Raw genomic sequence first — 26,541 nt, 5'->3', positions numbered from 1 at the left:
GCGTCCCATCCGTCGGTCAGGCCCTGGCAAGGGCCAGGACGTCGTCGCGCAGGGCCGCGACCGCCGCCGCGTCCGCGGCCTCCACGTTGAGCCGCAGCAGCGGCTCGGTGTTGGACGGACGCAGGTTGAACCAGGACCCGTCTGGCAGTTCCACCGTCAGCCCGTCGAGTTCGTCGATCCGCACCCCTGCCTGACTGCCGTAGTGCTGCTTGACCACCGTGATCCGAGCAGCCGGGTCCGCCACAGTGGAGTTGACTTCGCCGGAGGCCGCGTACCGACCATAGTCGGCCATCAGCTTGGACAATGGCCAGTCCCGCTCGCCGAGCGCGGCCAACACGTGCAGTGCGGCGAGCATCCCGGAGTCGGCCCGCCAGAAGTCCCGGAAGTAGTAGTGCGCGGAGTGCTCGCCACCGAAGATCGCCCCGGTCTCGGCCATCGTCTGCTTGATGAACGAGTGGCCGACGCGGGTGCGCACCGGGATGCCGCCGTGCTCGGTGATGATCTCCGGCACGGCCTTTGAGGTGATCAGGTTGTGAATCACCGGTGAGCCCGGCTCGCGGGCGAGCTCGCGCACCGCGACCAGGGCGGTGATCGCGCTCGGGCTGACCGGTTCGCCGCGCTCGTCGACCACGAAGCAGCGGTCCGCGTCGCCGTCGAAGGCCAACCCGAGATCAGCGCCCTCCTCGACCACCTTGGCGCACAGGTCGACCAGGTTCTTCGGGTCCAGCGGGTTGGCCTCGTGGTTCGGGAACGTGCCGTCCAGCTCGAAGTACAGCGGGACGAGGACCACGGGCAGCCCGGCGAACACCTCGGGCACCGTGTAGCCGGCCATCCCGTTGCCGGCGTCCACCACCACCCGCAGCGGCCGGATGCCGGACACGTCGACCAGCTTGCGCAGGTAGTCCGCGTAGTCGGCGAGCACGTTCCGCTCGGTGACGCTGCCGACCGGGACGTCGGTGGCCGGCAGCCCGCGCTCGGCGTCGGCCCGGATCTCCAGCAGGCCGCAGTCCTCGGCGATCGGAACCGCGCCGGCCCGGCACAGCTTGAAGCCGTTGTAGCGGGCCGGGTTGTGGCTGGCGGTGATCATCACGCCGGGTACGTCCAGGCGGCCGGCCGCGAAGTAGAGCAGGTCGGTGCTGGCCAGGCCGATGTCGATAACGTCGACGCCCTGCCCGGTCACGCCTTCGGCGAACGCGGCGGCCAGCCCCGGCGAGCTCTCCCGCATGTCCCGCCCGATCGCCACCGCGGGGCCGCCGGCCTCCCGGGCGAACCCGGCACCCAACCGACGGGCGACGTTCGCGTCGAGTTGCTCGCCGACCACCCCTCGGATGTCATAGGCCTTGACGATCGCGGACAGGTCCAAGACTCCCGACTCGGTCACCCGACGAGCCTATCGGCTCCCTTTCCAGCGGGATGCACGAAGTCCGCGATCAGCGCCGCCAACTGCTCCGGCGCGTCGACCGGAACGAATGTGGCGGCGTTCTCGAACCACACCAACCGGGCCCCCGGGATGTCGCCGGCCAGCCGCTCGGCGTAGGCCGGCTTGAAGAACCGGTCCCGGCGACCCCAGGCCAGCAGGACCGGCCGGTGGAACTCGCGCAGCTGCTCGGCTGCCCGCAGGGTGTAGCGGCTGGAGATGCCGCGCAGCACCTTGGACACGTCCCGGCGGACCCCCTTGTCGTCGAGCACCGGCCGGACCCAGGCGTCGGAGCGCTCCCGGTTCACCGGGGTCGCGGACAGCCAGCCGAACGCGAACGGCAGCCGGCGGACCGCGCGCGAGCGGCAGGACTGGGCGAGCAGCCAGATGCCGCCGGGGAGACGGCCCAGCAGCTGCAGGTAGCGGAACGCCGGTGGCAGGAAGTTCTCGTAGGCGTCGCAGTTGGTCAGCACCAGCTTGGCCAGCCGCTCCGGGTGCGCGGTGGCGACCAACTGGCAGATCGCGCCGCCGGTGTCGTTGCCGACCAGGGTCACCTCGCGCAGGTCCAGCGCGGCCAGCAGGTCGGCGAGCAACCGGGCAACCCCCGGCGGCGTGAGGTCGGCATCAGCGCGCAGCGCAACCTGGTGCGAGCCCAGCGGCAGCTCGGGCACCACGACCCGGGCGACCCGGCCCAGTGGTCCGACCACGTCCCGCCACAGCTCACCGTTGACGAACGCGCCGTGCACGAGGACCACAACCGGGCCCGCACCGCCGGTGTCGGTGTAGCGCACAGTGCCCTGGGGCAGTTCGAGCTCGTGCATGACGCCTCCTGGTCTCTTGATCTCCACTTTCACATACAAGCTGTATGTGAATCTGACGCTAACATACAGCCGGTATGTCATCCAGGGAAGAGCGCGCCGAGGCCACCCGTGCCCAGTTGCTCGCGGTAGCCACCGAGCTGTTCGCCAGCCGGGGTTACGCGGCGGTGGGCACCGAGGACGTGGTGCGCGAGGCCGGGCTCACCCGGGGCGCGCTGTATCACCACTTCACCGACAAGCGCGAGCTCTTCGCGGCCGTCCACGAGCGCCTGGAACAGGACACGATGGCGGCGATCGGTAGCCGGATGGCCGCCGCCGCCGAGTCGGGGACCGCCGACCCGGTCGAGCTGCTGATCATTGGGATGCGCTCGTTCCTGGACGCGTGCATGGAGCCGGCGGTGCTGCGGATCACGCTGCTGGACGCGCCGACCGTGCTGGGCTGGGCGCGCTGGCGCGGGGTGGACGAGCGCTACGGGCTCGGACTGGTGATCAATGGCCTCGAGTACGCGATGGCCGCCGGAGCGCTGCGCCGCCAGGAGCCCCGCCCGCTGGCGCACCTGCTGCTGGCCGCGGTCGGTGAGGCCGCCCAGCTCATCGCGCACGCGGAGAACCCGGAGCAGGCCAGAGCCGAGGTCGAGCCGGCCATGCTGTCCATGCTGGACGGCCTGCGCACCTGATCGCGCCGGAGCCCGCCGGAGCCGCGAACTCGGCTGACACAGACCTGCTGCGTGCCGCACAGGCGTTGCGGGGTCTGTGCCGCGGGTGGGCGGTCTGTGCGGCGGGGAGGTAGGGCTGCGGTCGCGGCGGCGGCTACGGAGTGCGGGTCAGTCGTCCAGGCCGCGGAGTACCCGGAGGTGTCGGCCGGTGCTGATGGCCGGCGTGGAGTGGCCGGTCTGGACCGCCCGGCCGGCTTCCCGGACCGCCTCGGCCAGCTCGGTGAGCTCGTCCGGTGACGGCGGCGGCAACGGCATCTCCCCCTCGTACCGCACCACGTCCCACCCGCGCGGCACGGTGAGTCGCTTTGCGTGCGCGGCGCACAGGTCGTACGAGTGCGGCTCAGCCTGCGTCGCCAGCGGTCCGACCACAGCAGTGGACTCGGCGTAGACATAAGTCAACGTCGCCACCGCGAGCTCGGTACACCCGCTGCGTGAACACCCCCGGACATCCCGCACGGGGCGACCATATCTCCTGTTACGCACGGGACGTCGCAACGACGCGTACCCTCACCCCGTGAGGTCAGTACGAACGGGCCCGAAGGGTCGCGCGCCACACCGGGACCGGCGGGGTCGGGGCCTGCGCGGTCTGCGCTATCCGGTCACCGCCCCGGTCTTCAAAAATCGTGCTCAACGGTTCGACGACATGGTGCTCGAGGCCCTGGAGCCGATCGAGGAGCGCTGGGGCGACGAGCTGACCGAGCTGGACCTCGCGGTCGACATGGTGCCGGAGATCGAGCAGACCGATCCGGAGGCGACCACCTGGCCGCCGGAGGTGGTCGAAGACCTCGGAGTCCCGCTGGCCCAGCTGGTGCCGGCCGGCGTGGACCGCCGGGGACTGCCCACCCGCGCGCGGATCGTGCTGTACCGACGGCCGCTGGAGGCGCGCTCGCGGGACGGGATCGATCTGGTGGACCTGTTGCACGAGGTACTCATCGAGCAGGTCGCCTGTTACCTGGGTGTCGAGCCGGACTCGCTGGAAGCCGGCGGGAACTAGCGCGTTCCCAGAACGGCCGGCAGAGGGGGCGGCAGCGCCGCCGGCCGAGCCTCTCGGCTCGGGACCACCCCGCTCAAAGACCACTCGATGGAGCGACGCCCGATAGCCGGACAGCACAGTGCCCGGACCGCACGAGCTGCGGACCGGGCAGGGGTAAACAGCGCAGGATGGACTGAAGAGAAGAGACCGACCGGCGAACGGGGTCGGTTGATCGAGCGAGGTGGAGCGATCTTGCTGGCCCCGGCTGGCCGCCCGGGGACAGACTCGATCTAGGGCTCGGCGTCAACCGAGCCCTAGATCAGCCAGCCCGGCGCTTGAGCCGACGGCGCTCCCGTTCGGAGAGCCCACCCCAGATGCCGAACCGTTCGTCATGAGCCAGCGCGTACTCCAAACACTGGGCACGCACCTCACACCCCGTGCAGATCCGCTTAGCCTCCCGAGTCGACCCGCCCTTTTCCGGGAAGAACGCCTCTGGGTCTGTCTCCGCGCACAGCGCGCGGTCCTGCCAATCATCTTCGTCCGCGTCCTCGACGATCTCGAGCATCTCGAACGCTTCCACTCTTGGCAGCAAGTCGGATCCTTCGGGGCCGGCCCCGTCATCCTGCTCGCTGCGGCCTGCCGCCCCGACGATCACATTCACCCGCCCATCTTCAGCGTCGGCCATCCCACGCCCGCCTTCCCCCAGAACACCTCGCCCGTGAATCCCCACTCAGGAGCTCGGCCCCCAGGTTCGGCGCGGCCGCCGAATGACACCACTGTGATTACACCGGGGGGATTCTAATAGGTCAAGTCGGAGCCACCGAATGCGGAGGGCAATTCGCCCGGTTGATGGTTGATCGGCACACTGGAGAGGTGCCGCACCAGCAGCTCCGCTCCCCGGTCAGCCCGATCTTCCTACTACTTCTCGCGGTCACCGTGTGTGGTGGAGTGCTCGCCACCGGCCAGACCGACCTCTTGATCACGGCAGGCGTGGTGCTGCTGGTGCTCGGGGGGTGGGCGGTGTCGTTGTGTCTACACGAGTTCGGGCACGCGGCGGTGGCCTACCGGGGCGGCGACACCTCGGTGGCCAATAAGGGTTACCTGACCCTCGACATCCGTCGCTACCTCAACCCGATGCTCTCCTTCGGACTGCCGCTGATCTTCTTGATCGCCGGCGGCATCCCCCTGCCGGGCGGCGCGGTCTGGATCAACAACTGGGCGATCCCCTCCCGTCCGATCCGGAGCATGGTTTCGCTGGCAGGGCCCTTGATCAACCTTGTACTGGGGATCATGTTGGCGGCCAGCGTGCAACTCGTTGCGATGCCGGTGGGTCTGCTCGTCGGCCTGTCCTACCTCGCCCTGGTCCAGGTGCTGGCATTCCTGCTCAACATCCTCCCGGTGCCCGGCCTGGACGGCTTCGGCGTGATCGAGCCGTACCTGTCCGACCAGACCCGGGCGACCGCGGACAAGATCCGGCCGTGGGCGCCGCTGGTGTTCTTCGTCTTGCTGATCGGCGTCCCCGGGGTCTCCTCGGTGCTCTTCGAGGTGGGGTCGGTACTCTTCTCCTGGGTCGGCGGGAGCACCCAGGCCGCCTCCGTTGGTTACTCTCAGTTCCTGTTCTGGCGCCGGTGAGGCCGGATCGCCAGGTGCCGCCAGCCGTTGATCATTATTTCTGAAGGCGCTCGCCGGTAATTGAGGACAACATTTCCGGAATTTGGCCAGAATCCGCGTAAGCGGTTATCGCGGGCCCGATCGCGGCGACATCCGAGTTCTCGCCAGGCGGACCAACTCGGGGATCGCGTCGACATCGGTCGGCAACTGGTCCACCGGCCACCAACGCAGGTCCAACGACTCCTCGCTGATCCGCTCCACGGCCCCCTCCGGCGCCCTCGCCAGGAACCGGACATCAAAATGTCGGGTGGGCAGGCCCAGCGAGCAGGTGATCGGGTGCACGTCCAGCTGCAGCGGCTCGGGTTCCAGGTACAGCCCGTCGATGCCGGACTCCTCGGTCGCCTCGCGCAGCGCCGCGTCGGCCAACGTGGCGTCGTCCGGCTCACAGTGCCCACCGAGCTGGATCCACCGCCCGACCCTCGGGTGCAGGGTGAGCAGCACATGGCGCTCGTCGTGGTCCAGCAGCAGCGCTGAGGCGGTCAGGTGGCCCGGCTCGCAGGCCCGCAGGCAGGCGTCCTCGGGCCGGGCCGCCAGGAAGCCCAGGAACGCCTCCCGCAGCGACAGCTGGCAGGCCTCGGTCGGCCGCCAGGCCCGTAGCGCGGCCGAGGCGGACTGTGACGTCACCATTCGAGCAGTCCGGCGGCCGGGTCCACCGGCGGGCGCGGCGCCGCCGGGGCGGCCGGGTACCCGACCGCGACGGCGCCGAGCGGGCGCCAGCCGGTCGGCAGGTCGAGCACCGCGCGCACGGTCTCGTCAGCGAAGATCGTCGAGCCGATCCAGCAGGAGCCAAGGCCCTCGGCGGCCAGCGCGACCAGCAGGCCCTGCACCGCGGCGCCGCCGGCCACCGTGAACATGGTCTGCTCCGCGGCCCGCCGGGACTGGTCCGGGTAGTCCTGCGCGCCGTCAGGCACCAGGAACGGCAACACCAGCTCCGGCGCCCTGCGCAGGATGTCGCCTCGGGCCAGCCGGCGCTCGATCTCCTCGGCGGGCCGCCCGTCGGCGGTCAGGTCGGCCCGCCACCGGTCGGCCATCGCGTCCAGCAGCTCGGTGCGCCGGGCCGGGTCGCGCAGCCAGCCGAACCGGAACGGGGTGGTGTGGTGCGGCGCGGGCGCGGTCAACGCGGCGGCGACCGCCCGACGGATCGCGGCCGGCTCGACCGCGTCACCGGCGAACTCGCGCACCGAGCGCCGCGCCGCCACGGCCTCCCGCCGGCCCTGGGCCAGCGCCTCCTCGGTGCCCAGCCAGAACAGGTCCTCGTGCAGCGGGCGCACCAGGTCGGCCGCGGTCGAGCCGTCGTCGGCCAGCCCGCCGAGCCCACGCAGCACGGCCACCGGGACGCCGCCGAGCTTGCCCTTCACCAGGTCGGCCGCGCCGGCGATCTCGTCGGCAAGCGCGACCTCGGTGACGATCAGTTCGTTGCCCTGTGCGTCGTGCGCCCCGGCGTAGCGGTGCAGCACCGGCAGCCCTGCCGAGCCGATCGCCACGTCGGTCTGGCCGATCCGCCAGGTCCGCCCCATCGTGTCGGTGATCACCACCGCGACGGTGACGCCGAGAAGCTCCCGCAGCCGGCCGCGCAGCCGGGCGGCCGAGCTGTCCGGGTCGACGGGCAGCAGCGCGAGCTCGTCGGCGGCCACGTTCGACGCGTCCACGCCGGCGGCCGCCTGCACCAGGCCGATCTTGTTCGCCACGATCAGGGTGCGGCCTTTGCGGGCGAGCACCCGCTCGGTCTCGGCGGCCACCAGCTCGCGACGGCGGGTGTCCCGTTCCGCCGGGTCGGTCGGCGCGGACACCAGCCGGCCCTCCACCTTGGAGACGACCTTGCTGGTCACCACTAGTACGTCACCGTCGAGGAGGTCCGGCGCGGCCGCGGCGATCGCGGTGGCCAGGTCGTCGCCGGGGCGGAACTCGGGCAGCCCGGTGAGCGGGCGCAGCTCCAGCAGCGCGGACGCGTGGTCGGTCGGCACGCCGGTGGGAGCCGGTTCCGGAGCGCTGTGCTGCTCAGGCACCGCCGACCCCAGCCAGGTCGAGCGCGTGCCTGGCCATCTTGGCGGTCGCGTTCACGTCGGTCATCAGCAGTGGGACCGCGCGCACGGCCACGCCCTCCACGTCCGCCCAGTCGGACTCGTGCACCAGCCAGCCGTCCAGCAGCCCGCCGGCCGCACGGGCGCCGTAGTGCCGCCCGACGGCCTGCGCGGTGGTGTCCACCCCGATCGCCTCCAGGCAGGCGTCCGCCATGCCGCGTACCGGGCGGCCGCCCACGATGGGCGACAGGCCGATCACCGGGGCCGGCCCCGAGCGCAGCGCGTCGCCCACACCGGGCACGGCGAGGATGGCGCCGATGCTGACCACCGGGTTGGACGGGGCGAGCAGCACCACGTCCGCCTCGGCGATCGCCTCGAGGACCCCGGGCGCCGGGGTGGCCTCCTCCGCGCCGACCGAGGCGAACCGGTGTGCCTTGGGCACCGCGCGGTGCCGCACCCACCACTCCTGGAAGTGGATGGCCTGCTGGGCGGGCTGATCGGCGCCGGCGGGGCTATCCGGGTCGGCCGGCGCGTCGATCACCACGTGCGTCTCCACCCGGTCGTCGCTGGCGGGCAGCATCCGGACGCCGGGCTGCCACCGGTCACACAGTGCCTCGGTGACCGCGGAGAGCGGGTAGCCGGCGCGCAGCATCCGGGTGCGGATCAGGTGCGTGGCCACGTCCCGGTCGCCGAGGCCGAACCAGCTCGGCTCCGCCCCGTAGGCCTTCAGCTCCTCGCCGACCGTCCAGGTCTCACCGGCCCGGCCCCAACCGCGTTCGGTGTCGATGCCGCCGCCGAGGGTGTACATGCAGGTATCCAGGTCGGGGCAGATGCGCAGCCCGTGCAACCAGATGTCATCGCCGACGTTGACCACCGCGGTGATCCGATGCACGTCACTACCCGGAATGCCGAGCGCGGCCTTCAACCCGAGCAGGAAACGCGCGCCGCCGACACCGCCCACGAGCGCCACAACCTTCATGACTGCCAACCCTACGTCGCCGACGGTGGTGCGGAATCCGGACGCGGGTAGCTGGGTTGGCGTTTACACGGAGATCGGCACCGTGCTCGCCCCGTACTCGGGCGAGAGCACCAAGGACCGGACGAACCTGGTGGACTTCACCATCGCCCAGGCGGGCGGCCGGCACCCGATCCTGCTGGGCAACCTCGCACAGACCGCGCAGGCGGCCACCGGAGGCCGGTTCCAGCTCGGTATCGCGCTCGGCGCACGGGACCTCATGCGACAGGTGATCGGCGTCGCGCCCGATCAGCAGGTCGCCCACCTGCGGGAGTTCCTGACCGCTCTGCGCCCGCTGTTGGACACCGGCGACGTCGACTTCGCCGGCGATCTGGTCACCGCCCGCACCCCGGTCCCGAGCGCGGTCCCCGGGGCCCGACCGGCGCCACCGATCCTGGTCGCGGCGATGGGACCGAAGGCGCTGCGGGTGGCCGGTGAGCTCGCCGACGGCACGCTGCCGTACCTGGCCGGGCCGAAGACGCTGGCCGACTTCCTGGTGCCGACCCTCATCGAGGCAGCCGACGCGGTGGGCCGGCCCCGGCCGAGGGTGGTGGCGCTGGTACCCGGTGTGGTCACCGACAACGTGTCCGAGACCAGGGCGCGGGCGTACCGAGAGATGGAGTTCTACGAGTCAGTTCCGTCCTACCGGGCGGTACTGGCCCGCGAAGGGGTCGAACGGGCCGGCGATCTTGCGGTGATCGGGTCGGCGGAGCAGCTGACCGAGCAGATCCACCGGTACTTCGAGGCCGGCGCCACCGAGGTGGTGGTCTGCCAGACCGAGTTCGCCGGCACCGACGACCAGCTGCGCACCCGGCAACTTCTCGGCGAACTCTCCCGCGAGTCGGGCGTCCCAGCACCCTGAGTCGGGCGTCCCAGCACACGGCCATCCCAACACCCGGCCATCCCAACACCCGGCCATCCCGGCACCCGGCGTCGAGCGGCCGGGCTACATCGCGCGGTAGTCCTTGGCGGCGAACCTCGGCCCGAACCGGGGCCGGCGGAAGCCGGAGGCCTCGATGTAGCGCACCGCACGCTGCCGCTGCGGGGCGTACGGGGCCAGCACGGCGAGCATGCCGGCGTCGTCCAGCGGCCGGCCGAGCAGCGCCCAGCCGACCACGCTCGGGATGTGGAAGTCGCCGACGCTCACCGCGTCCGGGTCGCCCCAGGCCCGCTGGGCCACCTCGGCGGCGGTCCACACCCCGATCCCGGGCACCAGCCGCAGCAGCTCACGCCCCGCTGTGCCGCCCAGTACCGCCGCCCGCTCCAACCGGTGCGCCACCGCGGCGGACGCCAGCAGCGCGCGCCGCCGGGCCGAGTCCACCCCGGCGCGGTGCCACTCCCAGTCCGGGATGGCCCGCACGGCGGCCGGCGTCGGCGGCACCCACATCTTCGGCATGTCGGGCGGACCGGGTGCCCTGGTCCCGAACCGCCAGCACAGCTCCCGCCAGGACCGGCGCGCCTCCACCCCGGTGACCTTCTGCTCGAGCACAGCCGGCAGCAGGATGTCCCACACCCGACCGGTCGCGCCGAGGCGCAGGTTGGGCAGCCGGCGCCGGGTCTCCTCGATCAGCGGGTGGTGCGCCACGAACCCGGTGTCGTCGTCGGCAGCGCCGAGCAGCGCGGGCAGCCCGTCGAGCATGATCGGCGCGCCCGGGCCCCAGCCGGTGGCCTCGACGCCGCCGTCGGGCGACCGGCGGATCGCCATGGTGGCCGGGCCGTCGGCCGTCGTGCCGGTCCGCCAGCAGATACCCAGCTCCGGGTCGATCCGCAGTGTCGGGTCGCCCCGGCCCCTGCGCAGCGGCCCCAGCGACCCGAGCAGGTCCAGCTCGAAGTCCGGCCGCCACCGCCGGGTCACCGCCGGCGAGTCAGCACCGGGCGGTGAGCCGGCACCGAGCGCGTCGGCACCGAGCGAGTCGGCACCGGGCGAGTCGGCACCGGGCGCGTCGGCACCGAACGGCGGGTCGGAGCTCACACCCCGGCGGAGAACCGCACGCCGCCGGCCGGCAGCACCACGTCCGGCCACACCCGCATCCCGTCCCGCAGCTCGCACCGCTCACCGATCACCGCCCGGTCCCCGACCACCGAGTCGGACACGGTCGCACCGGCCTCCACGCGGGCACCGGCGCCGAGGACCGACCGCTCCACCACCGCGCCCTCGCCGACCACCGCGCCGTCGAACAGCAGCGCACCGTCCAGCCGGGCGCCGGCACCGACCACCGCGCCGGCGCCGACCGTCGAACCGCCGAGCAGCGTCGCGTCCGAGGCGACCGTGGCGTCCTTGAGTATCAGCGCCTGGCCGATCGGGCCGGGCAGCGCGTCCGACGGCGCCCGGCCGAGTACCAGGTCGGCGGAGCCGTCGACCAGGTCGAACGGGGTGCCGAGGTCACGCCAGTAGGTCGCGTCCACGTGACCGGAGACGCGCGCACCCGCCTCCAGCAGGCCCGGGAACGTCTCCCGCTCCACCGATACCGGGCGCCCGGCCGGGATGGAGTCGACGACCTCGCGGCGGAAGACGTAACAGCCGGCGTTGATCTGATCCGTCGGCGGGTCGTCGGTCTTCTCCAGGAATGCCTGCACCCGGCCGTCGGCGTCGGTCGGCACACAGCCGAACGCCCTGGGGTCGGGCACCCGGACCAGGTGCAGGGTGACGTCCGCCTCGGTCTCCCGGTGGGTGCCGACCACGGCGGCGAGGTCGGTGCCGGCGAGCACGTCGCTGTTGAACACCATGACCTCGGAGCCGCGCAGGTAGGGCGCCACGTTGCGGATGCCGCCACCGGTGCCCAGCGGTTCGGTCTCCACCACGTACTCCAGCTCGAGGCCCAATGCCGAGCCGTCGCCGAAGTGGCTCGCAAAGGTCTCTGCCAGGTACGACGTACCCAGCACCACGTGCCGGATCCCGACGGCCTGGATCCGCGACAGCAGGTGAGCCAGCATCGGCACCCCGGCTGTGGGCAGCATCGGCTTGGCGGTGGACAGTGTCAGCGGCCGCAGCCGGGTGCCCTTGCCCCCGACGAGTACCACCGCATCAACATCGCTCATGGTCACGCTAGGAAAGGCTACCCGGCCGGCCGGGCGCTCATCCTGGCGGCCGAATCATGCCGAGATAGCTGGGCCCGTCCCGGCGCGTTCGGAACACCGGCGGCTGGACCCGGAACCCGAACCGCTCGTAGTACGGCACGTTGGCCGGGTCCGAGGTGTGCAGCCGGCACCGGGCGCCCTCCTCGTCCGCCCTGGCCAGCACCGGCGCCAGCAACAGCGCACCGACGCCACGGCGGCGTGCCCTCGGGTGTACCCCCATGGCCCGCAGGTACCAGTCCAGCTCGCCGGTCCGCTTCGGCGACAGGTCGCGGGCCAACCGGGCCGACACCGAGACGTAGCGCGGGAAGGCGGCGGGGGCCGCGAGCGCCGCGCGGGCCAAGGCCGGCGTCTGCAGGGCGAATCTGACCGTGGAGAGCGGGTACATGCCGGGCGGCAGCCACAGCGCAACCCCGACCGCGCCGACGCCGTCCCTGGCCAGCACCGCGCCGCCGCACCGGGCCGCGTCCTGGGCGCTCGCGGTGAGCAGCGAACGCAGCACGCGGGCCCGGACCCCGGAGTCCGGCCACAGTGCCTGGAACGCCGGGTCCGCGCTGTAGCTGGCGGCCAGCAGCCAGCCGACCGTCCGGGCGTCCTGGCCGAGCAGCGGCTCGATCCGCGCGGTCATCAGACCCACTCTGAGCGCGCCACGGTCAACGGCTGGCCTTGCGCACCGCGAGCGCCGAACGGGTGCCGAGGCCGGCCCGCAGCGCCAGCCGCACCGGCGCCCAGCCCGGACCCGGGTAGTGGTCGGCCAGGTAGCGGTACGCACTGCGGTGGTGCTCGGCCAGCATCCGGGCGGAGATGTCGGGGTTCGCCGTGGTCGCGTGCCCACCGGTGTGCACCACCCGGGCGGACGGCACGTACCGGTTGCGCCAGCCGGCCCTGGTGAGCCGCTCGCCGAGGTCGACGTCCTCGAAGTACATGAAGTAGCGCGAGTCGAAGCCCCCCACCGAGTCGAACGCCGCGCGGCGCAGCAGCAGGCAGGACCCGGACAGCCACTCCGCGTCGCGCTCCTCGACGCACGCCTCGGACTGCCGGTAGGCCTGGGTCCACGGGTTGGCCGGCCAGACCGTGCCGAACACCGCGTGTCCGGCGCCGCGGCCCAGTGAGGGAAGCAGCCGGGCGGACGGGTAGACCGCGCCGGCGGGGTCGGAGATCAGCGGCCCGAGCGCGCCGGCCCTCGGGGTCCGCGCGCCGGCGGCCAACAACTCGTCCAGCGACCCCGGCGTCCACACCAGGTCCGGGTTGGCCACCACCACCCAGCCCACCTCGGGCCCGAGTCCGGCCACACCGCGGTTGGCGCCGCTGCCGTAGCCGACGTTCTCGCCGATCCGCAGCAGCTCCACGCCGTCCCGCTCGGCGGCCGCGCGCTCCGGGGCACCGTCCACCGAGCCGTTGTCCGCCATGATCACGGTGTACGGGCGGGTGGTGGCCGAGCGCAGCGAGTCGAGGAACGCGCTCAAGGAGTCACCGGGCGAGTAGGTGACGGTCACCACCGCCAGCTGGTCACCGTAGGACGGCGGCCCACCGGGCGGCGGCTCGACCGAGGGGAGTTCCCCGGAGGACTGCGACATGGGCGGGGATGGTAGCCCCAGCGCCGAGTCGCACCGCGGGCCCGCGTCAGTCGTCCTGCGGATCGCCGTCCAGCTCCTCCAGCACGGCGGCCGCCTCCAGGCTGCCCCAGTGCGCCGCGTGCAACAGGTACGCCCTGGCCTCCGCCGGGCGCCCCACATCGGCAAGGAACTGCCCGAAAGCCAGCGCCCAGCCCGTTTCCTGGTCGCGCTCGGCGGCCTCCAGCTCGCGCTCGGCGGCGGCCAGGTCGTCCCGGACCTCCTGCAGGAACAGCGCGTACTCGATGTGCCCCCGGTGCGCACCGAGCTCGGCGGCGCGCCGGTACATCTTCTCGGCGTCGTCGAAGCGGCGGGTGGCGGTGCGGACGAAGGCCAGCCCGAGCAGTGTGCTCGGCCGGGACTCGTCGGCCCAGTACTCCGCGGTGCGGATCGCCGGGCGCGGGTCGTCCAGGTGCTCCCACTGCACCTCGACGAGGTTGACCGGCGCGAGCGGGTGGCCCGCCTCGGCGGCCCGGCGCAGCATCAGCGCCGACTCGCTGTACCGGCCTCGGTGGCGCAGGAAGACCCCGAAGGTGTGCATCGCCTCGACGTCGCCGCCGTTCACCGCGACCCGGTAGGCGTCCTCGGCCCGGTCCACGTCCCCGATACCGGCGAGCGCGTCGGCCAGCAGCAGCGCCAGATCGGTCCGGCCGGCCTTGACCCGGGGCACCAGCAGGTCGACGACCTCGAAGCGAAATCCGCGGTCCAGGTAGGCCCTGGCGAGCAGGGCCGGCGCGGCGGGTTCGCGGGCGGCGACCGCCTGGCGCAGCACCGCGATGGCCTCGTCGTGCCGATCTTCCTCGTCATCGAGGAGGCGCTGACCACGGGCGGTCAGCGGGCCGTCGGGGTGACCGTCGGGCACGTTCCCGTCGGGCAGGTTTTCGCCCGGCAGGGTCCTGGCCGGCGGTGTCGTGGCCGGCGGTGTCGTGGCCGGCGGTGTCGTGGCCGGCGGCCGTTCGTCCGGCACCGACTCGTCGAGTACGCGTTTGTCGGACACCCGCACCATTGTGACGGGCGCGGATAACAGTTATATCACCCAGCGGCGAGCGGTCCGACGCCCTCGCCGCTCATCGGGTCAGCCGGCCGATCGGCTCAGAAGCGCGGGCCGATCCGGCTGTCCTCGGCGGACGTGGTCAGTGGCCAGTAGGTCCACTCGCCGGTGTTCGAGAGCTCTCTCTCGGCCGAGTGCGCGACCTCCAGCCGGGTCAGCCGCGCGTGCAGCCGCTTGCTCTCCCGGCAGGCATCCATTCCCAGCCAGAGGGCTACCGCCACCAGAAGGCTGAGCAGAACCCATTCGAGACCCATACATCGCCAACGACGACGAACGTGCAGCGGTGTGCGGTGAACGACACTTCACCCGCATGGAGTAGTGGATCGGGGCCGTCGGCGCAAGTTTGCGTTATATCGGCGTGTCGAACGACGAGCGGCTCACCTGGAAAGCTGAACGGAGTGCGTCCCGCCAATCGGACGGTGGCCGCATACCGGCCGTCGCCCATGATCGACCGGACAACACCGAGTAGGCCGGCCGGCGAGCGGGCCTGGGGAACTGCGCCGAGTCGCACGGGTGTATCCGGTCGGGGTCCGCGCCGACCTCCTCGTACACCGCCCTGGCCAGGTCGTACCAGGTCGCCTCGCCCGCGCCGGCGAAGTGGTAGGTGCCGTGCGGCGCGCCCGACCGGGCCAGCTCGATCAGCCCACCGGCCAGCTCCGCCGCCCAGGTCGGGCAGCCGCGCTGGTCGGCCACCACGTCCAGGGTGTCCCGGCGGTGCCGCAGCGCCGCGATGGTCTTGACGAAGTTGTTCCCCACCGCGCCGTAGAGCCATGCGGTGCGCACGATGTAGTGCTCCTCCAGCGCGGCGCGCACCTCGCGCTCGCCGGCCGCCTTGGTCGCCCCGTAGACGGTGGCCGGCCCGATCGGGTCGTCCACCTCGTAGGGCCGCGCCCCGGCCGGATCGCCCAGCGGCACCGCGCCCGGGAACACGTAGTCGGTGGACACGTGCACGAGCGTGGCGCCCAGTTCGGCGCAGCCGGCGGCCAGTCGTGCCGGGCCGTGGGTGTTCGCCGCCGACGCACCGGCCGGGTCGGACTCGGCGCCGTCCACGTCGGTCCAGGCCGCCGCGTTGAGCACCACCAGCCGCCGCCCGCCCGCGCCGGCCGCCCAGCCGCGCAGCGCGTCCGTAACCCCCGGACCGGCGACGTCCAGCTCGGCGCGCCCGGCCGCGGTCACGTCGACGTCGGCCGACTCCGAGCGCAGCGCCGCGACCAGTTCGCTGCCCAGCTGGCCGCTCGCCCCGGTCACCAACCAGCGCACCTCGCCCCCCGGCGGGGTCATCGGGCCAGCGCGGCACGTGCCTTGAGCGGCTCCCACCAGTCCCGGTTCTCGCGGTACCAGTCCACCGTCCTGGCCAGCCCCTCGGCGAACGACACGCCCGGCCGGTAGCCCAGTTCTTCGGAGATCTTCGTGTGGTCCACCGAGTAGCGGCGGTCGTGGCCCTTGCGGTCGGTCACCGGCTCGACCATCGACCAGTCGCACCCGGTGGCCTCCAGCAGCTGGCCGGTGAGCTCCCGGTTGGACAGCTCGGTGCCACCGCCGATGTTGTAGATCTCACCCGGCCGGCCGCCCTGGGCCACCAGCGCGATGCCCTGGCAGTGGTCGTCGACGTGCAGCCAGTCCCGCACGTTGAGCCCGTCGCCGTAGAGCGGCACCTTGTGCCCGTCCATCAGGTTGGTCAGGAACAGCGGGATGACCTTCTCCGGGAACTGGAAGGGCCCGTAGTTGTTCGAGCACCGGGTGATGCACACCGGCAGCCCGTGGGTGCGGTGGTAGGCGCGGGCCATCAGGTCCGAGCTGGCCTTGGACGCCGAGTACGGCGAGTTGGGCTCCAGGACGTGGTCCTCGGTCCAGGACCCCTCCGGGATGGAGCCGTACACCTCGTCGGTGGAGACGTGCACGAACTTGCCGACACCCTGCTCCACGGCGGCCTGCAACAACAGCTGGGTGCCGCCCACGTTGGTCGACACGAAGTCCGCCGCGCCGGTGATGGACCGGTCCACGTGGGACTCGGCGGCGAAGTGCACGACGGTGTCCACGCCGACCATGAGCTCGCCGACCAGCGCGGCGTCCCGGATGTCCCCGTGCACGAAACGCAGCCTCGGCGAGTCGGCGACCTCGGCCAGGTTCGACTCGGAGCCGGCGTAGGTGAGCAGGTCCAACACCACGATCTCGGCGTCCGCGTAGCCTGGATACGCTCCATACAGAGTCCTACGGACATAATGCGAGCCAATAAAACCGGCTCCACCGGTGACCAAGATACGCATGCCCGGAGTCTGGCACGAGGATGTCCGGCGCAAAATCCTAAGCATTGAGGAGTTAGGTGGAACAGCGGCCAGCCCGGCCCGACCAGTCCGGCCGACGGATCGGCCTGCGGTTGCTGGCCGCGACCGTGTCTGCCGTGGTACTGGTGGCGTCCGGCATCGGCTGGCACCTGTACCAGGATCTGACCGGGGGGATCAGCACCAGCGACGTGATCCTCGGCGGCACCCCGAAGCCGGCCGGCACCGACCTCAACATCCTGCTCGTCGGGGTCGACAGCCGCACCGACGCCAAGGGCCGCCCGCTGTCCAGGCAGCTGTTGGCCGCGCTGCGCAGCGGAGCCGAGGACGGCGTGCTCAACTCCGACACGATCATCCTGCTGCACGTGCCGGCCGACGGCAGCCGCGCGACCGGGATCTCCATCCCCCGCGACAGCTACGTGGACATCCCCGGGTACGACAAGAACAAGATCAACTCTGCGTACCCGGCGGCCACCCTGGAAGCCGCCGGCAAGCTGCGGAACAGCGGCGAGGACGAGGCCGCCGTGGACCGGGAGAGCAAGACCGCCGGCCGGACCGAGCTGATCAAGACGGTGGAGCAGCTCACCGACGTGAAGATCGACCACTACGCCGAGGTCAACCTGCTCGGCTTCTACAACCTGACCAACGCGATCGGCGGCGTCCAGGTCTGCCTGAAGAACTCGGTCAAGGAGTTCCGGTCCGGGGCCGACTTCCCCGCCGGCCCGCAGACCATCACCGGCGGCGCGGCACTGGCCTTCGTCCGGCAGCGCTACGGGCTGCCCCAGTCCGACTTCAGCCGGATCCGCCGCCAGCAGGTGTTCCTCGCCGCGGTGGCGCACAAGATCCTGTCCGCCGGCACCCTGACCAACCCGGTCAAGCTGCAGGGGTTGATCAACGTCGCCAAGGAGTCGGTGGTGCTCGACTCCGGCTGGGACGTGCTCAGCTTCGCCCGGCAGGCGTCGAACCTGGCCGGCGGGAACATCCAGTTCATGACCATCCCGACCACCGGGCAGACCAGCAACGAGCACGGCGACGTGGTGACCGTCGACCCGGACCAGGTGCGGGAGTTCGTCCGCCAGCAGATCGGCGGGTCGGACGGTTCCAGCACCGACGTGAGCAGCTCGGCAACGGCCGACAAGGTGCCGCCCAGCCAGGTCACCGTGGACGTGCGCAACGGCACCGGCAAGGCCGGACTGGCCAGCCGGGTGGCCAGCGCACTGAGCAAGCGCGGCTACCAGGAGGGGCAGGTCGGCAACATCGACGCGCCCGCCGCGTCCAGCGTGCACTACCCGCCGGGGCACCAGGACGCCGGCGACCAGGTGGCCACCCTGCTCGGCGGTGTGCATACCGAGTCCGACGATGCGGTGCCGAGCGGCACGGTGCGGGTGTACCTCGCCTCGGACTTCTCGCTGTCGGACATCCGCTCGGACACCGACTCCAGCTCCAGTACGTCGGAGAGCCCGAGCGCCCCGCCGCCACCGATCGGACCTCCGATCACAGCGGAGGGGCTGCCCTGTGTGGACTGATACCGGGTCTGTGGACCGACCGGCGCCCGTGGACTGACCGGCGCCTGTGGACTGACTGCTCTGGCCCTGACCGTGAGGATGCGTTGACGCTCACCGAGAACCTGCTTCGCCCGCTGCTGGCCAGCGACCCGGCCCGCCCGCTGATCACCTACTACGACGACGCGACCGGCGAGCGGATCGAGCTGTCCGGGACCACGCTGGCGAACTGGGCGGCCAAGACGGCCAACCTGATGCGCGACGAGTGCGACATCGAGCCGGGCGCCCGGGTGGCTGTGCTGCTGCCGGCGCACTGGCAGACCCTGGTGGTGCTGCTCGGCGCCTGGTGGTGCGGCGCGGAGGTGGTCGCCGACCCGGCCGGGGCGGACCTGGTGTGCTGCGACGCCGACCGGCTCGACGTCGCGACCGCCGCCGGCGCCGGGGTGGTGACCGCGCTGTCGCTGAACGCGTTCGGCGTCGGACTGTCCGACCTGCCGGCCGGGGTGCTCGACTACGCCACCGAGGTGCGGCTGCACGGCGATGTGTTCACCCCCGAAGCCGGCGGTACGGACGCGGCGCCCGCGCTGGACGGCCGGAGCGTGCTCGAGGTGCTCACCGAGGCCAGGGCGGCCGCGGCCAGCACCGGCCTCACCGCGGTCGACCGGGTGCTCACGAGCTACGACTGGTCGGTGGCCGACGGACTGGTCCGGGTACCCCTCGCGGTGCTGGCCGCCGGCGGTTCGCTGGTGCAGTGCCGCAATGCGCCCACCGACCCCGAAGCGCTGGACCGCCGCGCCGCCGGTGAGCGGGTAACCCGCCGCCTGGACTGAGCGCGGGTCCCCACCGCCTCGCACACCCCGACCGCGGCTCGCACACCCCCGCCGCGGCTCGCATACCCCGGCCGCGGCTCGCACACCCCCGCCGCGGCTCGCACACCCCCGCCGCGGCTCGCACACCCCCGCCGCGGCTCGCACAGACCGTGCACGGTCTGTGCGGTGGGCACCACGTCTGTGGGAGCCGGAGCCGCGGCGGTGACGCGGCGGTGACGCGGCGGTGACCTGCGCCCATGCCGGCTCCGGTTGCCGTCGTTTCGAACCACGCCGTCGACGCCGCCCGCGCACCCCACCCCGCGCTCACGGCCCTGCCTGTCGTTACCGAACTGCACACCAGACATGTCTGGCTGCGAAAAAACCTGCCTGGGGTGCAGCTGGGTAACAACAGACCGGACTCCCGCGTACCCTCCGGGCTCCCGTGCTCGCCGCGCACCTTGCGTGCTTGCCGCGCACCTCCCGTACTTGCCGCGCACCTTGCGTGCTTGCCGCGCACCTCCCGTACTTGCCCCGCACCCTTGCGTGCTCACCGCGCACCTCCCGTACTTGCCGCGCACCTCCCGTGCTCGCCGCGCACCTCCCGCGCTCACCGCGCACCTCACGTGCTCACCGCGCACCTCACGTGCTCACCGCGCACCTTGCGACACCACGTCGCGCATCTCCCGTGGACGTCGCGCATGGTGCGAGGTGCGCGACGTCCACGCACCGTGCGATGTCGGCACCGCGATGTCGCCGCCGCGTTGTCCACACCGAGTGGTGCCGGTTACCCACCGGCGAATCTCCGGCGGCTCTCCCGGTCACCGAACGCGCGGCACAGACGCCCTTGCACTACATCGGTAACGGCGTTACCATAATTCAAAACAACGTTACAAATAGCTCGCCACCAGGAGCCAGTCATGGCAAACCCGTACCTCGCAGGCAACTTCGCCCCGGTGCACGAAGAGCTCACCGTCACCGATCTGACGGTCACCGGACACATCCCCGAACACCTCGACGGCCGGTACCTGCGCAACGGCCCGAACCCGATCGCCGAGGTCGACCCGGCGGCCTACCACTGGTTCCTCGGCGACGGCATGGTGCACGGCGTGCGGCTGCGGGACGGCCGCGCGCAGTGGTACCGCAACCGGTGGGTGCGCTCCCCGGAGGTGGCGGCCACCCTCGGCGAACCGGTACCGGGCAGCTCGGGCAGCGCCCCGATCGCCGGACTGGGCGCCAACACCAACGTCATCCAGCACGCCGGCCGCACGCTCGCACTGGTCGAGGGCGGCGTCGCCAACTACGAGCTGACCGACGAACTGGACACGGTCGGCCCGTGCAACTTCGACGGCACGCTGCCCGGCGGATACACCGCGCACCCCAAACGCGACCCGCTGACCGGCGAGCTGCACGCCGTGTCGTACTTCTTCGGCTGGGGCAACCGGGTGCAGTACTCGGTGATCGGCACCGATGGCCGGGCGCGGCGCACTGTGGACGTCAAGGTCACCGGCAGCCCGATGATGCACGACTTCTCCCTCACCGAGAAGTACGTGATCTTCTACGACCTGCCGGTCACCTTCGACGCGGAGCAGAGCGTCGCCGGCACGCCGATGCCGGGCGCGCTGCGCACCCCGGCGCGCCTGGTGATGTCCGCACTGATCGGCCGGGTCCGGGTGCCCGACCCGATCAGCGCCATGTTGGGCAGGCAGGTGCCGAACAACGGCCGGATGCCCTACCGGTGGAACCCGCGCTACCCGGCCCGGATCGGCGTCATGGCCAGGGACGGCGACCGCGCGGACGGCACCACGGACGTGCGCTGGTTCGACGTCGAGCCGTGTTACGTCTTCCACCCGCTCAACGCCTACGACGAGGGTGACACCGTCGTGCTCGACGTGGTCCGGCACCCGAAGATGTTCGCCACCGACTTCAACGGCCCGAACGAGGGCCAGCCGACGCTGGACCGCTGGACCGTCGACCTCGCCGACAACAAGGTCCGGGAGTCCCGCCTGGACGATCACCCGCAGGAGTTCCCCCGGGTGGACGAGCGCCTGGTCGGTCGACGGCACCGGTACGGCTACGCGCTGCAGACCATGCCCGGCACCGGGGCCGACGCGGCCGACGCACTGCTGCGGCACGATCTGGTGGCCGGGCGCACCACGGCCGTCAACCTCGGCGCCGGCAAGCGTGGCAGCGAGTTCGTGTTCGTGCCCAACAGCGCCGACGCGGCGGAGGACGAGGGCGTGCTGATGGGCTTCGTCTACGACACCACGACCGACCGCAGCGACCTGAGGATCATCGACGCGCAGAGCCTGGAGACCGTAGGCGCCGTGCACCTGCCGGCGCGGGTCCCGAACGGTTTCCACGGCAACTGGGCCCCCACCGAAACGCCCGGATAGCCGCCCACACAGCTCTGGTGGCTCGACACAGCGGCCTGGGCCGCTGTGTCGGCGCCAACCGGGCTGTGTGAGCCCCGGGCCCCGGGTGAGTTCAGGGCACCGCCGGCTCGCGCAGTCGGCGGGCCAGCAGGCATGCCAGCGCCGGGAGCAGGATCAGCGACGCGAGTGTGATCCGCAACGAGGTGGCCTGCGCGAGCATGCCCAGTACCGGGGCGAACACCCCGCCGGCGCTGACCGCCAGCCCGAGCGTCACGCCGCTCGCGGTGCCGATCCGACGGGGCAGGTAGTCCTGGCCGAGGGTGATGTGCAGCGAGAACGGCATGTACAGGGTCAGTGCGGCGGCGGCCACGAACACCAGCACCCCGGGCCCCGGCACCAGCACCACGCCGGTCAGCGCAACGGCGGCGGCCGCGTACGCCGCGCGCAGCACCCGCAGCCGGCCCCACCTCGCGGCCAGCCGGCCACCCAGCACGGTGCCGACCGCGCCGCCGGCGAACAGCGCGAACAACGCCACCGCGCTCGACGTGGGGCTGTTGTGCACCCGCTGCTGCACGAACAGCCCGAGGAACGTGCTCAACCCGACGAAGGCCACGGAACGCAGCACGATCACCGAGGTCAACACCCGGAACGCCGGCCAGTCGTCCACCCCGGCGGGCCCGGCGGAGGCCGCCCGGGGCGCCGAAGCCCGACCCAGCAGTGGCACGCTGACCGCGATCCCGAGCAGTGCTGGCACGATCAGCACCGGTGCGCCCGACAGCCCCCAGACAGCCAGCACCGGGGTGGCGATCACCGGCGCGAGCGCGAACCCGACGTTGCCGCCCAGGGAGAACCAGCTCATCCGCACCGGCTCGCCGCCGGTGACCGAGCGGGCCAGCCGGGCCCCCTCCGGGTGGTACGCCGCGACCCCGACACCGGACAGCGCGATCGCCGTCAGGGACAACCAGTAGCTCCCGCTGACCCCGAGCAGAGCGACCCCGAGGCCGGTGACGAGCATGCTCACCGGAATCAGCCAGCGCATCGCCCACCGGTCGGTGAGCAGCCCGAACAGCGGTTGGACCACCGACGACAGCACGGTCGCCGCGAGTACGAAGCCGGACACCGCGACGTAGTCGTAGTGCCGCTCGGCGACCAGGAACGGCACCAGCACCGGGACGATCCCCTGGTAGACGTCCACACTGCCGTGCCCGATCGCCAACAGCACGGTCGGACCCCGGTCACCCCGGGTCGGCGTAGGGGCCTGCGCAATCTCGGTCACCCAGAGAGCTTCGGACACCGCCGCTGCGTCGGGCTTCCGATAATGTGTCAGTTTATGCCGGAAATCCGCCATACACCGGTGGGCCGGACCATGGTGCAGCGCCTCGCCGCCGGATCGGCGATCGACGCGCACCGCCACGACAACCACCAGATCGTGTACGCCGGTTGCGGAGTGCTCTCGGTGACGACCGAGCGGGGCCGCTGGATCGCCCCGGCCACCCGCGCGATCTGGGTGCCGGCGGGCACGACCCATGAGCACCGCGCCTACGGCGAGACCGACCTGCACACCGTCGGGCTGCCGCCCGGCGAGAACCCGCTGGGGCTGGCGGAGCCGACCGTGCTGGCGGTCGGCCCGCTCCTGCGCGAGCTGATCATCAGCTACACCCGGGACCCGACCGACCTCGGCGCCGAGCGGGACCGGCTGCGCGCGGTGCTGCTGGATCAGCTCCGGCGCTCGCCGCTAGAGCCGATCCAGCTGCCTAGCCCGCACGATTCCCGGCTGGCCGCGGTCTGCCAGCTGCTGCACGACAACCCCGCCGACGGCCGCCCGCTCGCCAGGCTGGGCGCGGCGGTCGGCGCCAGCGAGCGCACCCTGTCCCGACTGTTCCGCACCGAGCTGCACATGACGTTCCCGCAGTGGCGCACCCAGCTCCGGCTGCACCAGGCGCTGATCCTGCTGGCCGAGAACGTGCCGGTCACCGCGGTGGCGCACCGCTGCGGATGGTCTTCGGCGAGCGCATTCATCGACGTGTTCCGCCGGGCCTTCGGCCACACACCCGGCCGCACCCCCAACTGACCCCGCCGCCCGTGGCGCTCGCACCGGGTGGGCACCGGCGAAAGGGCTGGGCGGCCGACCCGATTCACGGCACGCTGTGACCATGAAGATTCTGCTCGTGGGAGCCACCGGCACCCTGGGACTGAGCGTCCTCGAGGTACTCCGGGAACGCGGTCACCAGGTCGTCACCGCGTCCCGCAAGGGCTCGGACGTCTCGGTCGACATCACCGATCCGGAGTCGATCGGCGCGATGTACGCCCAGGTCGGCCCGGTGGACGCGGTGGCCTCGGCGGCCGGCCACGTGCCCTGGCTGCCGCTGCGCGAGATGCGCCATCAGGACGTGCTGGACGGTGTCGCCGGCAAGGTGGTCAGCCAGGTCGAGCTGGTCCGCCAGGGCATCGAAACGGTCACCGGATCGTTCACGCTGATCACCGGCGTGCTCGGCCGGGACCCACTGCGCACCGGCACTGTGGCCGCGCTGGCCAACGGAGCGGTCGAAGCCTTCGTACGGGCCGCCGCGATCGAGCTGACCCAACGCGTCAACGCGGTCAGCCCCACCGTGTTCACGGAGTCGGTCGCGGCGTACGGCGACCTGTTCGCCGGTATCGAGCCGGTCCCGGTGCGCCGCGCGGCGAACGCGTACGTGCGTTCCATCGAGGGCCACCAGACCGGGCAGGTGTACATCCTCGAATAGGGTGCGCGGATGCGGAACGTGCTGGGCGGCGCGCGGGCCACGGCGGTACAGCTGCCCCGCGCTGGGTTCCGCCGCCGCTGGGCGTCCGATTGGTGGGCGGGTCAGCGGCCTCGGGGGCAGGGGTTCGCCACCGAAACCCGGCGCGGCCGGACGGTCGCGCTCAACCGCTGCCGGACGAGGCGTTCGAGCGACTCCAGCCCGGGACCGCGACGGGAGGCACGCAGATCGGTGCGGCACCGGCGGACCGTATCGGCGATCACCGACAGGCTGTGCTCGGACGCGAACTCGCGGAACATCTGTTCGGTGATGTCGGCGTATGAATCGTTACCCGGTACCGCGGTGGTCATCAAACGACCTGACTCCGCCGGCACCGCCGGCGAGGAGAGCAAACTCCTGACCCGGCGCCGCAGGGCGACACTCTCGGGGCAGGACGCGCACAGCCTACCCGCCTGACAAGGCGGTGGGGGCCCGCCGGACACCGGCGGGCCCCAACTCCGTTCTCGCGCGCCTAGTGCCCGACCGTGGCGCCGCCGCGCAGACCGAGCATCGCCAACAGCTCGATGCAGTCCTCGGCGTCGGTGGAGTGGCTGGCTACGACCAGAGTCGCCTGGCGACCGCGAGCCTCGTCCACGATGCTCGCGGCAGCGCGGATCTCCTCGTCGGTTTCGCCGGCTCTTCTGACAAACCTCATATGTCTCCTCACACGCGCCGAGCGTTCACGCGCCGAGCGTTGGTGTACCGCTCTACAACGCGGCCGGGACCCGGGGGGCTCCAGCGCACGGGCGGATTCCCGCCCGTGCGACACCCTCAGCTTACCCTGGTGCGGATCCGCCGATGTGAACGAAGCCACAACGACTGTTCGACTCGGCCGCTCAGAGCAGTCCGGTTGCGACGAATACGTTGTCCGGACGAGCCGCGGGGGCGAGGATCTAGCAAGCCGCCCTGCCCGGAGCATGGCCATCTCGATGTGGAGGTAACCCGTGGTGAACGTCGCCGATGCCCTCGCGCACGCCGCTACCGCGTACGCGGACCGCCCGGCAGTCAAGCTGGACGACGCTCAGCTGAGCTACGCCCAGCTCGACACCGCGTCCCAGCACATCGCCGGGCTGCTGGCGGCGCGCGGCATCGGGCCGGGCGACCGGGTCGGCATCATGCTGCCGAACGTGCCGCACTGGGGCATCCTCTACTACGGCGTGCTGCGCGCCGGCGCCGTCGCGGTACCGATGAACCCGCTGCTCAAGGAGCGGGAGGTGGCCTACTACCTCAGCGACTCCGGCGCCGGACTGATCTTCGCCTGGCACGGGTTCGGGGCCGAGGCGCGGGCCGGCGCGAAGCTGGCCGACGCGGAGGCGGTGCTGATCGATCCGGCCGAGTTCCTCGGTCTGCTCGGCTCGGCCGCACCCGTCGCAGGCGTCGTCGACCGCGCCGCCGACGACACGGCGGTGATCCTCTACACGTCGGGCACCACGGGTCAGCCGAAGGGCGCCGAGCTGACCCACGACAACCTGACCCGCAACGTCGAGGTGGGCCGGGCACTGCTGGACGCCAGCCCCGACGACGTGGTTTTCGGCGGTCTGCCGCTGTTCCACGTGTTCGGCCAGACCTGCGGGCTGAACGCCTCGGTGGCCGCCGGTGCCTGCCTGACGCTGCTGCCCCGCTTCGACGCCACGAAGACGCTGGAGATCCTGCAGCGGGACAAGGTGACCATCTTCCAGGGTGTGCCGACGATGTACGTCGCGCTGGTCAACCACCCCAACCGGGCCGACTACGACCTTTCGTCGCTGCGCGTGTGCGCCTCCGGTGGCGCGGCCATGCCGGTCGAGGTGATGACGGCGTTCGAGAAGGAGTTCGGCTGCGTCGTACTGGAGGGCTACGGGCTGTCCGAGACCTCCCCGGTCGCCTCGTTCAACACCCCGGCACGGCGGCGACCCGGCTCCATCGGTTTCCCGGTGTCCGGGGTGGAGTTCCGCATCGTCGACGACGCCGACAAGGACGTGCCCGAGGGCGACCCCGGTGAGATCGTGATCCGCGGCCACAACGTGATGAAGGGCTACTGGGGCAAGCCGGAGGCAACTCGGGCCGCGATCAAGGACGGCTGGTTCCACACCGGCGACGTGGCCAGGCGCGACGAGGACGGCTTCTACTTCATCGTGGACCGCAAGAAAGACATGATCATCCGTGGCGGCTACAACATCTACCCCCGGGAGATCGAGGAGGTGCTCTACGAGCACCCGGCCGTCGCCGAGGCCGCCGTCATCGGCATGAAGCACGCCGAGCTGGGCGAGGAGGTCGCCGCCGTCGTTGCGCTCAAACCCGGCGCCGAGGCCACCGCCGACGAGCTGCGCGACTACGTCAAGAGCAAGGTCGCGGCCTACAAGTACCCCCGGCGGGTCGAGCTGGTCAGCTCACTGCCGAAGGGGCCGACCGGGAAGATCCTCAAGCGCGAGATCACCCTGGACTGA

28 protein-coding genes are annotated in these 26,541 nt (G+C 71.9%); 10 read left to right on the top strand and 18 right to left on the bottom strand.

Annotated elements, in window-relative coordinates; translation table 11 throughout:
- Positions 1 to 16: 16 nt before the first annotated feature.
- Together ACTXG6_RS13570 and ACTXG6_RS13565 are read right to left on the bottom strand one after the other, a co-directional pair.
- Positions 17 to 1,381, bottom strand: coding sequence for a phosphomannomutase/phosphoglucomutase (locus ACTXG6_RS13570; RefSeq protein ID WP_445188145.1), 1,365 nt, complete (start codon positions 1,379 to 1,381; stop codon positions 17 to 19).
- Positions 1,378 to 2,238 (bottom strand): alpha/beta fold hydrolase, encoded by an 861-nt coding sequence (locus ACTXG6_RS13565; protein WP_445188144.1) that lies wholly within the window; start codon positions 2,236 to 2,238, stop codon positions 1,378 to 1,380. The genes ACTXG6_RS13570 and ACTXG6_RS13565 overlap by 4 nt, the downstream gene beginning before the upstream one ends.
- Positions 2,239 to 2,312: 74 nt before the next feature.
- Between ACTXG6_RS13565 and ACTXG6_RS13560 the strand changes: the two genes are divergently transcribed.
- Positions 2,313 to 2,912 carry a TetR/AcrR family transcriptional regulator gene (locus ACTXG6_RS13560; RefSeq protein WP_445188143.1) on the top strand — a complete coding sequence of 200 codons (600 nt, stop codon included), beginning with the start codon at positions 2,313 to 2,315 and terminating at the stop codon, positions 2,910 to 2,912.
- A 147-nt stretch (positions 2,913 to 3,059) separates the two neighbouring features.
- Here ACTXG6_RS13560 and ACTXG6_RS13555 read toward each other — a convergent pair whose 3' ends face one another.
- Positions 3,060 to 3,407 (bottom strand): DUF3499 domain-containing protein, encoded by a 348-nt coding sequence (locus ACTXG6_RS13555; RefSeq protein WP_445188142.1) that lies wholly within the window; start codon positions 3,405 to 3,407, stop codon positions 3,060 to 3,062.
- Positions 3,408 to 3,465: 58 nt separating this feature from the next.
- Between ACTXG6_RS13555 and ACTXG6_RS13550 the strand changes: the two genes are divergently transcribed.
- On the top strand, positions 3,466 to 3,945 hold the full coding sequence (locus ACTXG6_RS13550; protein WP_445188141.1) for a metallopeptidase family protein: 480 nt from the start codon (positions 3,466 to 3,468) through the stop codon (positions 3,943 to 3,945).
- A 298-nt stretch (positions 3,946 to 4,243) separates the two neighbouring features.
- On the opposite strand, the gene ACTXG6_RS13545 is transcribed toward ACTXG6_RS13550, so the two are convergent.
- The gene (locus ACTXG6_RS13545; protein WP_445189997.1) at positions 4,244 to 4,489 is read right to left on the bottom strand and encodes a WhiB family transcriptional regulator; all 246 of its coding nucleotides are present in this window, start codon (positions 4,487 to 4,489) and stop codon (positions 4,244 to 4,246) included.
- Between the two features lie 308 nt (positions 4,490 to 4,797).
- On the opposite strand from ACTXG6_RS13545, the gene ACTXG6_RS13540 reads away from it, so the two are divergent.
- Positions 4,798 to 5,556 carry a site-2 protease family protein gene (locus ACTXG6_RS13540; RefSeq protein WP_445188140.1) on the top strand — a complete coding sequence of 253 codons (759 nt, stop codon included), beginning with the start codon at positions 4,798 to 4,800 and terminating at the stop codon, positions 5,554 to 5,556.
- A 105-nt stretch (positions 5,557 to 5,661) separates the two neighbouring features.
- Here the strand turns inward: ACTXG6_RS13540 and ACTXG6_RS13535 are convergent, their stop codons facing one another.
- The 3 genes from ACTXG6_RS13535 to cofD are packed head-to-tail and all read right to left on the bottom strand — an operon-like array spanning position 5,662 to position 8,595.
- Positions 5,662 to 6,222, bottom strand: a complete 561-nt coding sequence (locus tag ACTXG6_RS13535; RefSeq protein WP_445188139.1) for an NUDIX hydrolase — start codon at positions 6,220 to 6,222, stop codon at positions 5,662 to 5,664.
- Positions 6,216 to 7,601, bottom strand: a complete 1,386-nt coding sequence (locus ACTXG6_RS13530; protein ID WP_445188138.1) for a coenzyme F420-0:L-glutamate ligase — start codon at positions 7,599 to 7,601, stop codon at positions 6,216 to 6,218. Before ACTXG6_RS13530 ends, ACTXG6_RS13535 begins: the two co-directional genes overlap by 7 nt.
- On the bottom strand, positions 7,594 to 8,595 hold the full coding sequence (gene cofD, locus ACTXG6_RS13525) for a 2-phospho-L-lactate transferase (RefSeq protein WP_445188137.1): 1,002 nt from the start codon (positions 8,593 to 8,595) through the stop codon (positions 7,594 to 7,596). The genes ACTXG6_RS13530 and cofD overlap by 8 nt, the downstream gene beginning before the upstream one ends.
- Between cofD and ACTXG6_RS13520 the strand changes: the two genes are divergently transcribed.
- Complete coding sequence (locus ACTXG6_RS13520; RefSeq protein WP_445188136.1) at positions 8,594 to 9,493, top strand: TIGR03564 family F420-dependent LLM class oxidoreductase; 900 nt, start codon at positions 8,594 to 8,596, stop codon at positions 9,491 to 9,493. The genes cofD and ACTXG6_RS13520 overlap by 2 nt on opposite strands.
- A gap of 84 nt (positions 9,494 to 9,577) precedes the next feature.
- Here the strand turns inward: ACTXG6_RS13520 and ACTXG6_RS13515 are convergent, their stop codons facing one another.
- The 8 genes from ACTXG6_RS13515 to rfbB form a co-directional block, all read right to left on the bottom strand.
- Positions 9,578 to 10,486, bottom strand: coding sequence for a DNA-3-methyladenine glycosylase family protein (locus tag ACTXG6_RS13515; protein WP_445189996.1), 909 nt, complete (start codon positions 10,484 to 10,486; stop codon positions 9,578 to 9,580).
- A 113-nt stretch (positions 10,487 to 10,599) separates the two neighbouring features.
- Positions 10,600 to 11,670 (bottom strand): sugar phosphate nucleotidyltransferase, encoded by a 1,071-nt coding sequence (locus ACTXG6_RS13510; protein WP_445188135.1) that lies wholly within the window; start codon positions 11,668 to 11,670, stop codon positions 10,600 to 10,602.
- A 37-nt stretch (positions 11,671 to 11,707) separates the two neighbouring features.
- The gene (locus tag ACTXG6_RS13505; RefSeq protein ID WP_445188134.1) at positions 11,708 to 12,334 is read right to left on the bottom strand and encodes a GNAT family N-acetyltransferase; all 627 of its coding nucleotides are present in this window, start codon (positions 12,332 to 12,334) and stop codon (positions 11,708 to 11,710) included.
- Positions 12,335 to 12,359: 25 nt separating this feature from the next.
- Positions 12,360 to 13,283 carry a glycosyltransferase family 2 protein gene (locus tag ACTXG6_RS13500; RefSeq protein ID WP_445188133.1) on the bottom strand — a complete coding sequence of 308 codons (924 nt, stop codon included), beginning with the start codon at positions 13,281 to 13,283 and terminating at the stop codon, positions 12,360 to 12,362.
- Positions 13,284 to 13,329: 46 nt separating this feature from the next.
- On the bottom strand, positions 13,330 to 14,316 hold the full coding sequence (locus ACTXG6_RS13495) for a tetratricopeptide repeat protein (protein WP_445188132.1): 987 nt from the start codon (positions 14,314 to 14,316) through the stop codon (positions 13,330 to 13,332).
- Between the two features lie 95 nt (positions 14,317 to 14,411).
- A complete protein-coding gene (locus ACTXG6_RS13490) occupies positions 14,412 to 14,591 on the bottom strand; it encodes a hypothetical protein (RefSeq protein WP_445188131.1) in 180 nt (59 codons plus the stop codon).
- Positions 14,592 to 14,718: 127 nt separating this feature from the next.
- On the bottom strand, positions 14,719 to 15,651 hold the full coding sequence (rfbD, locus tag ACTXG6_RS13485; RefSeq protein WP_445188130.1) for a dTDP-4-dehydrorhamnose reductase: 933 nt from the start codon (positions 15,649 to 15,651) through the stop codon (positions 14,719 to 14,721).
- Entirely contained in the window at positions 15,648 to 16,637 is a 990-nt protein-coding gene (rfbB, locus tag ACTXG6_RS13480; RefSeq protein WP_445188129.1) for a dTDP-glucose 4,6-dehydratase, read from the bottom strand. Before rfbB ends, rfbD begins: the two co-directional genes overlap by 4 nt.
- A 56-nt stretch (positions 16,638 to 16,693) precedes the next feature.
- Between rfbB and ACTXG6_RS13475 the strand changes: the two genes are divergently transcribed.
- The 3 genes from ACTXG6_RS13475 to ACTXG6_RS13465 all read left to right on the top strand — a co-directional run bounded on the left by ACTXG6_RS13475 (position 16,694) and on the right by ACTXG6_RS13465 (position 21,356).
- Positions 16,694 to 18,178 (top strand): LCP family protein, encoded by a 1,485-nt coding sequence (locus ACTXG6_RS13475; protein ID WP_445188128.1) that lies wholly within the window; start codon positions 16,694 to 16,696, stop codon positions 18,176 to 18,178.
- Positions 18,179 to 18,261: 83 nt separating this feature from the next.
- Positions 18,262 to 18,984, top strand: a complete 723-nt coding sequence (locus ACTXG6_RS13470) for a TIGR03089 family protein (protein WP_445188127.1) — start codon at positions 18,262 to 18,264, stop codon at positions 18,982 to 18,984.
- A gap of 896 nt (positions 18,985 to 19,880) precedes the next feature.
- Positions 19,881 to 21,356: a carotenoid oxygenase family protein gene (locus tag ACTXG6_RS13465; RefSeq protein ID WP_445188126.1), complete on the top strand. Its 1,476-nt coding sequence runs from the start codon at positions 19,881 to 19,883 to the stop codon at positions 21,354 to 21,356.
- 91 nt (positions 21,357 to 21,447) lie between these two features.
- Here ACTXG6_RS13465 and ACTXG6_RS13460 read toward each other — a convergent pair whose 3' ends face one another.
- A complete protein-coding gene (locus tag ACTXG6_RS13460) occupies positions 21,448 to 22,611 on the bottom strand; it encodes an MFS transporter (RefSeq protein ID WP_445188125.1) in 1,164 nt (387 codons plus the stop codon).
- Between the two features lie 54 nt (positions 22,612 to 22,665).
- Between ACTXG6_RS13460 and ACTXG6_RS13455 the strand changes: the two genes are divergently transcribed.
- Together ACTXG6_RS13455 and ACTXG6_RS13450 are read left to right on the top strand one after the other, a co-directional pair.
- Entirely contained in the window at positions 22,666 to 23,406 is a 741-nt protein-coding gene (locus ACTXG6_RS13455; RefSeq protein WP_445188124.1) for an AraC family transcriptional regulator, read from the top strand.
- Between the two features lie 82 nt (positions 23,407 to 23,488).
- Complete coding sequence (locus ACTXG6_RS13450) at positions 23,489 to 24,079, top strand: short chain dehydrogenase (RefSeq protein ID WP_445188123.1); 591 nt, start codon at positions 23,489 to 23,491, stop codon at positions 24,077 to 24,079.
- Positions 24,080 to 24,180: 101 nt separating this feature from the next.
- On the opposite strand, the gene ACTXG6_RS13445 is transcribed toward ACTXG6_RS13450, so the two are convergent.
- Both ACTXG6_RS13445 and ACTXG6_RS13440 read right to left on the bottom strand, forming a co-directional pair.
- On the bottom strand, positions 24,181 to 24,426 hold the full coding sequence (locus ACTXG6_RS13445) for a hypothetical protein (protein ID WP_445188122.1): 246 nt from the start codon (positions 24,424 to 24,426) through the stop codon (positions 24,181 to 24,183).
- 161 nt (positions 24,427 to 24,587) lie between these two features.
- Positions 24,588 to 24,770 (bottom strand): hypothetical protein, encoded by a 183-nt coding sequence (locus ACTXG6_RS13440; protein WP_445188121.1) that lies wholly within the window; start codon positions 24,768 to 24,770, stop codon positions 24,588 to 24,590.
- A 289-nt stretch (positions 24,771 to 25,059) separates the two neighbouring features.
- Here ACTXG6_RS13440 and ACTXG6_RS13435 point away from each other — a divergent pair, with 289 nt between their 5' ends.
- Entirely contained in the window at positions 25,060 to 26,541 is a 1,482-nt protein-coding gene (locus ACTXG6_RS13435) for a long-chain-fatty-acid--CoA ligase (protein ID WP_445188120.1), read from the top strand.

The organism is Pseudonocardia sp. Cha107L01 (assembly GCF_052566575.1).
This window is presented reverse-complemented; position numbering and strand designations above follow the sequence as displayed.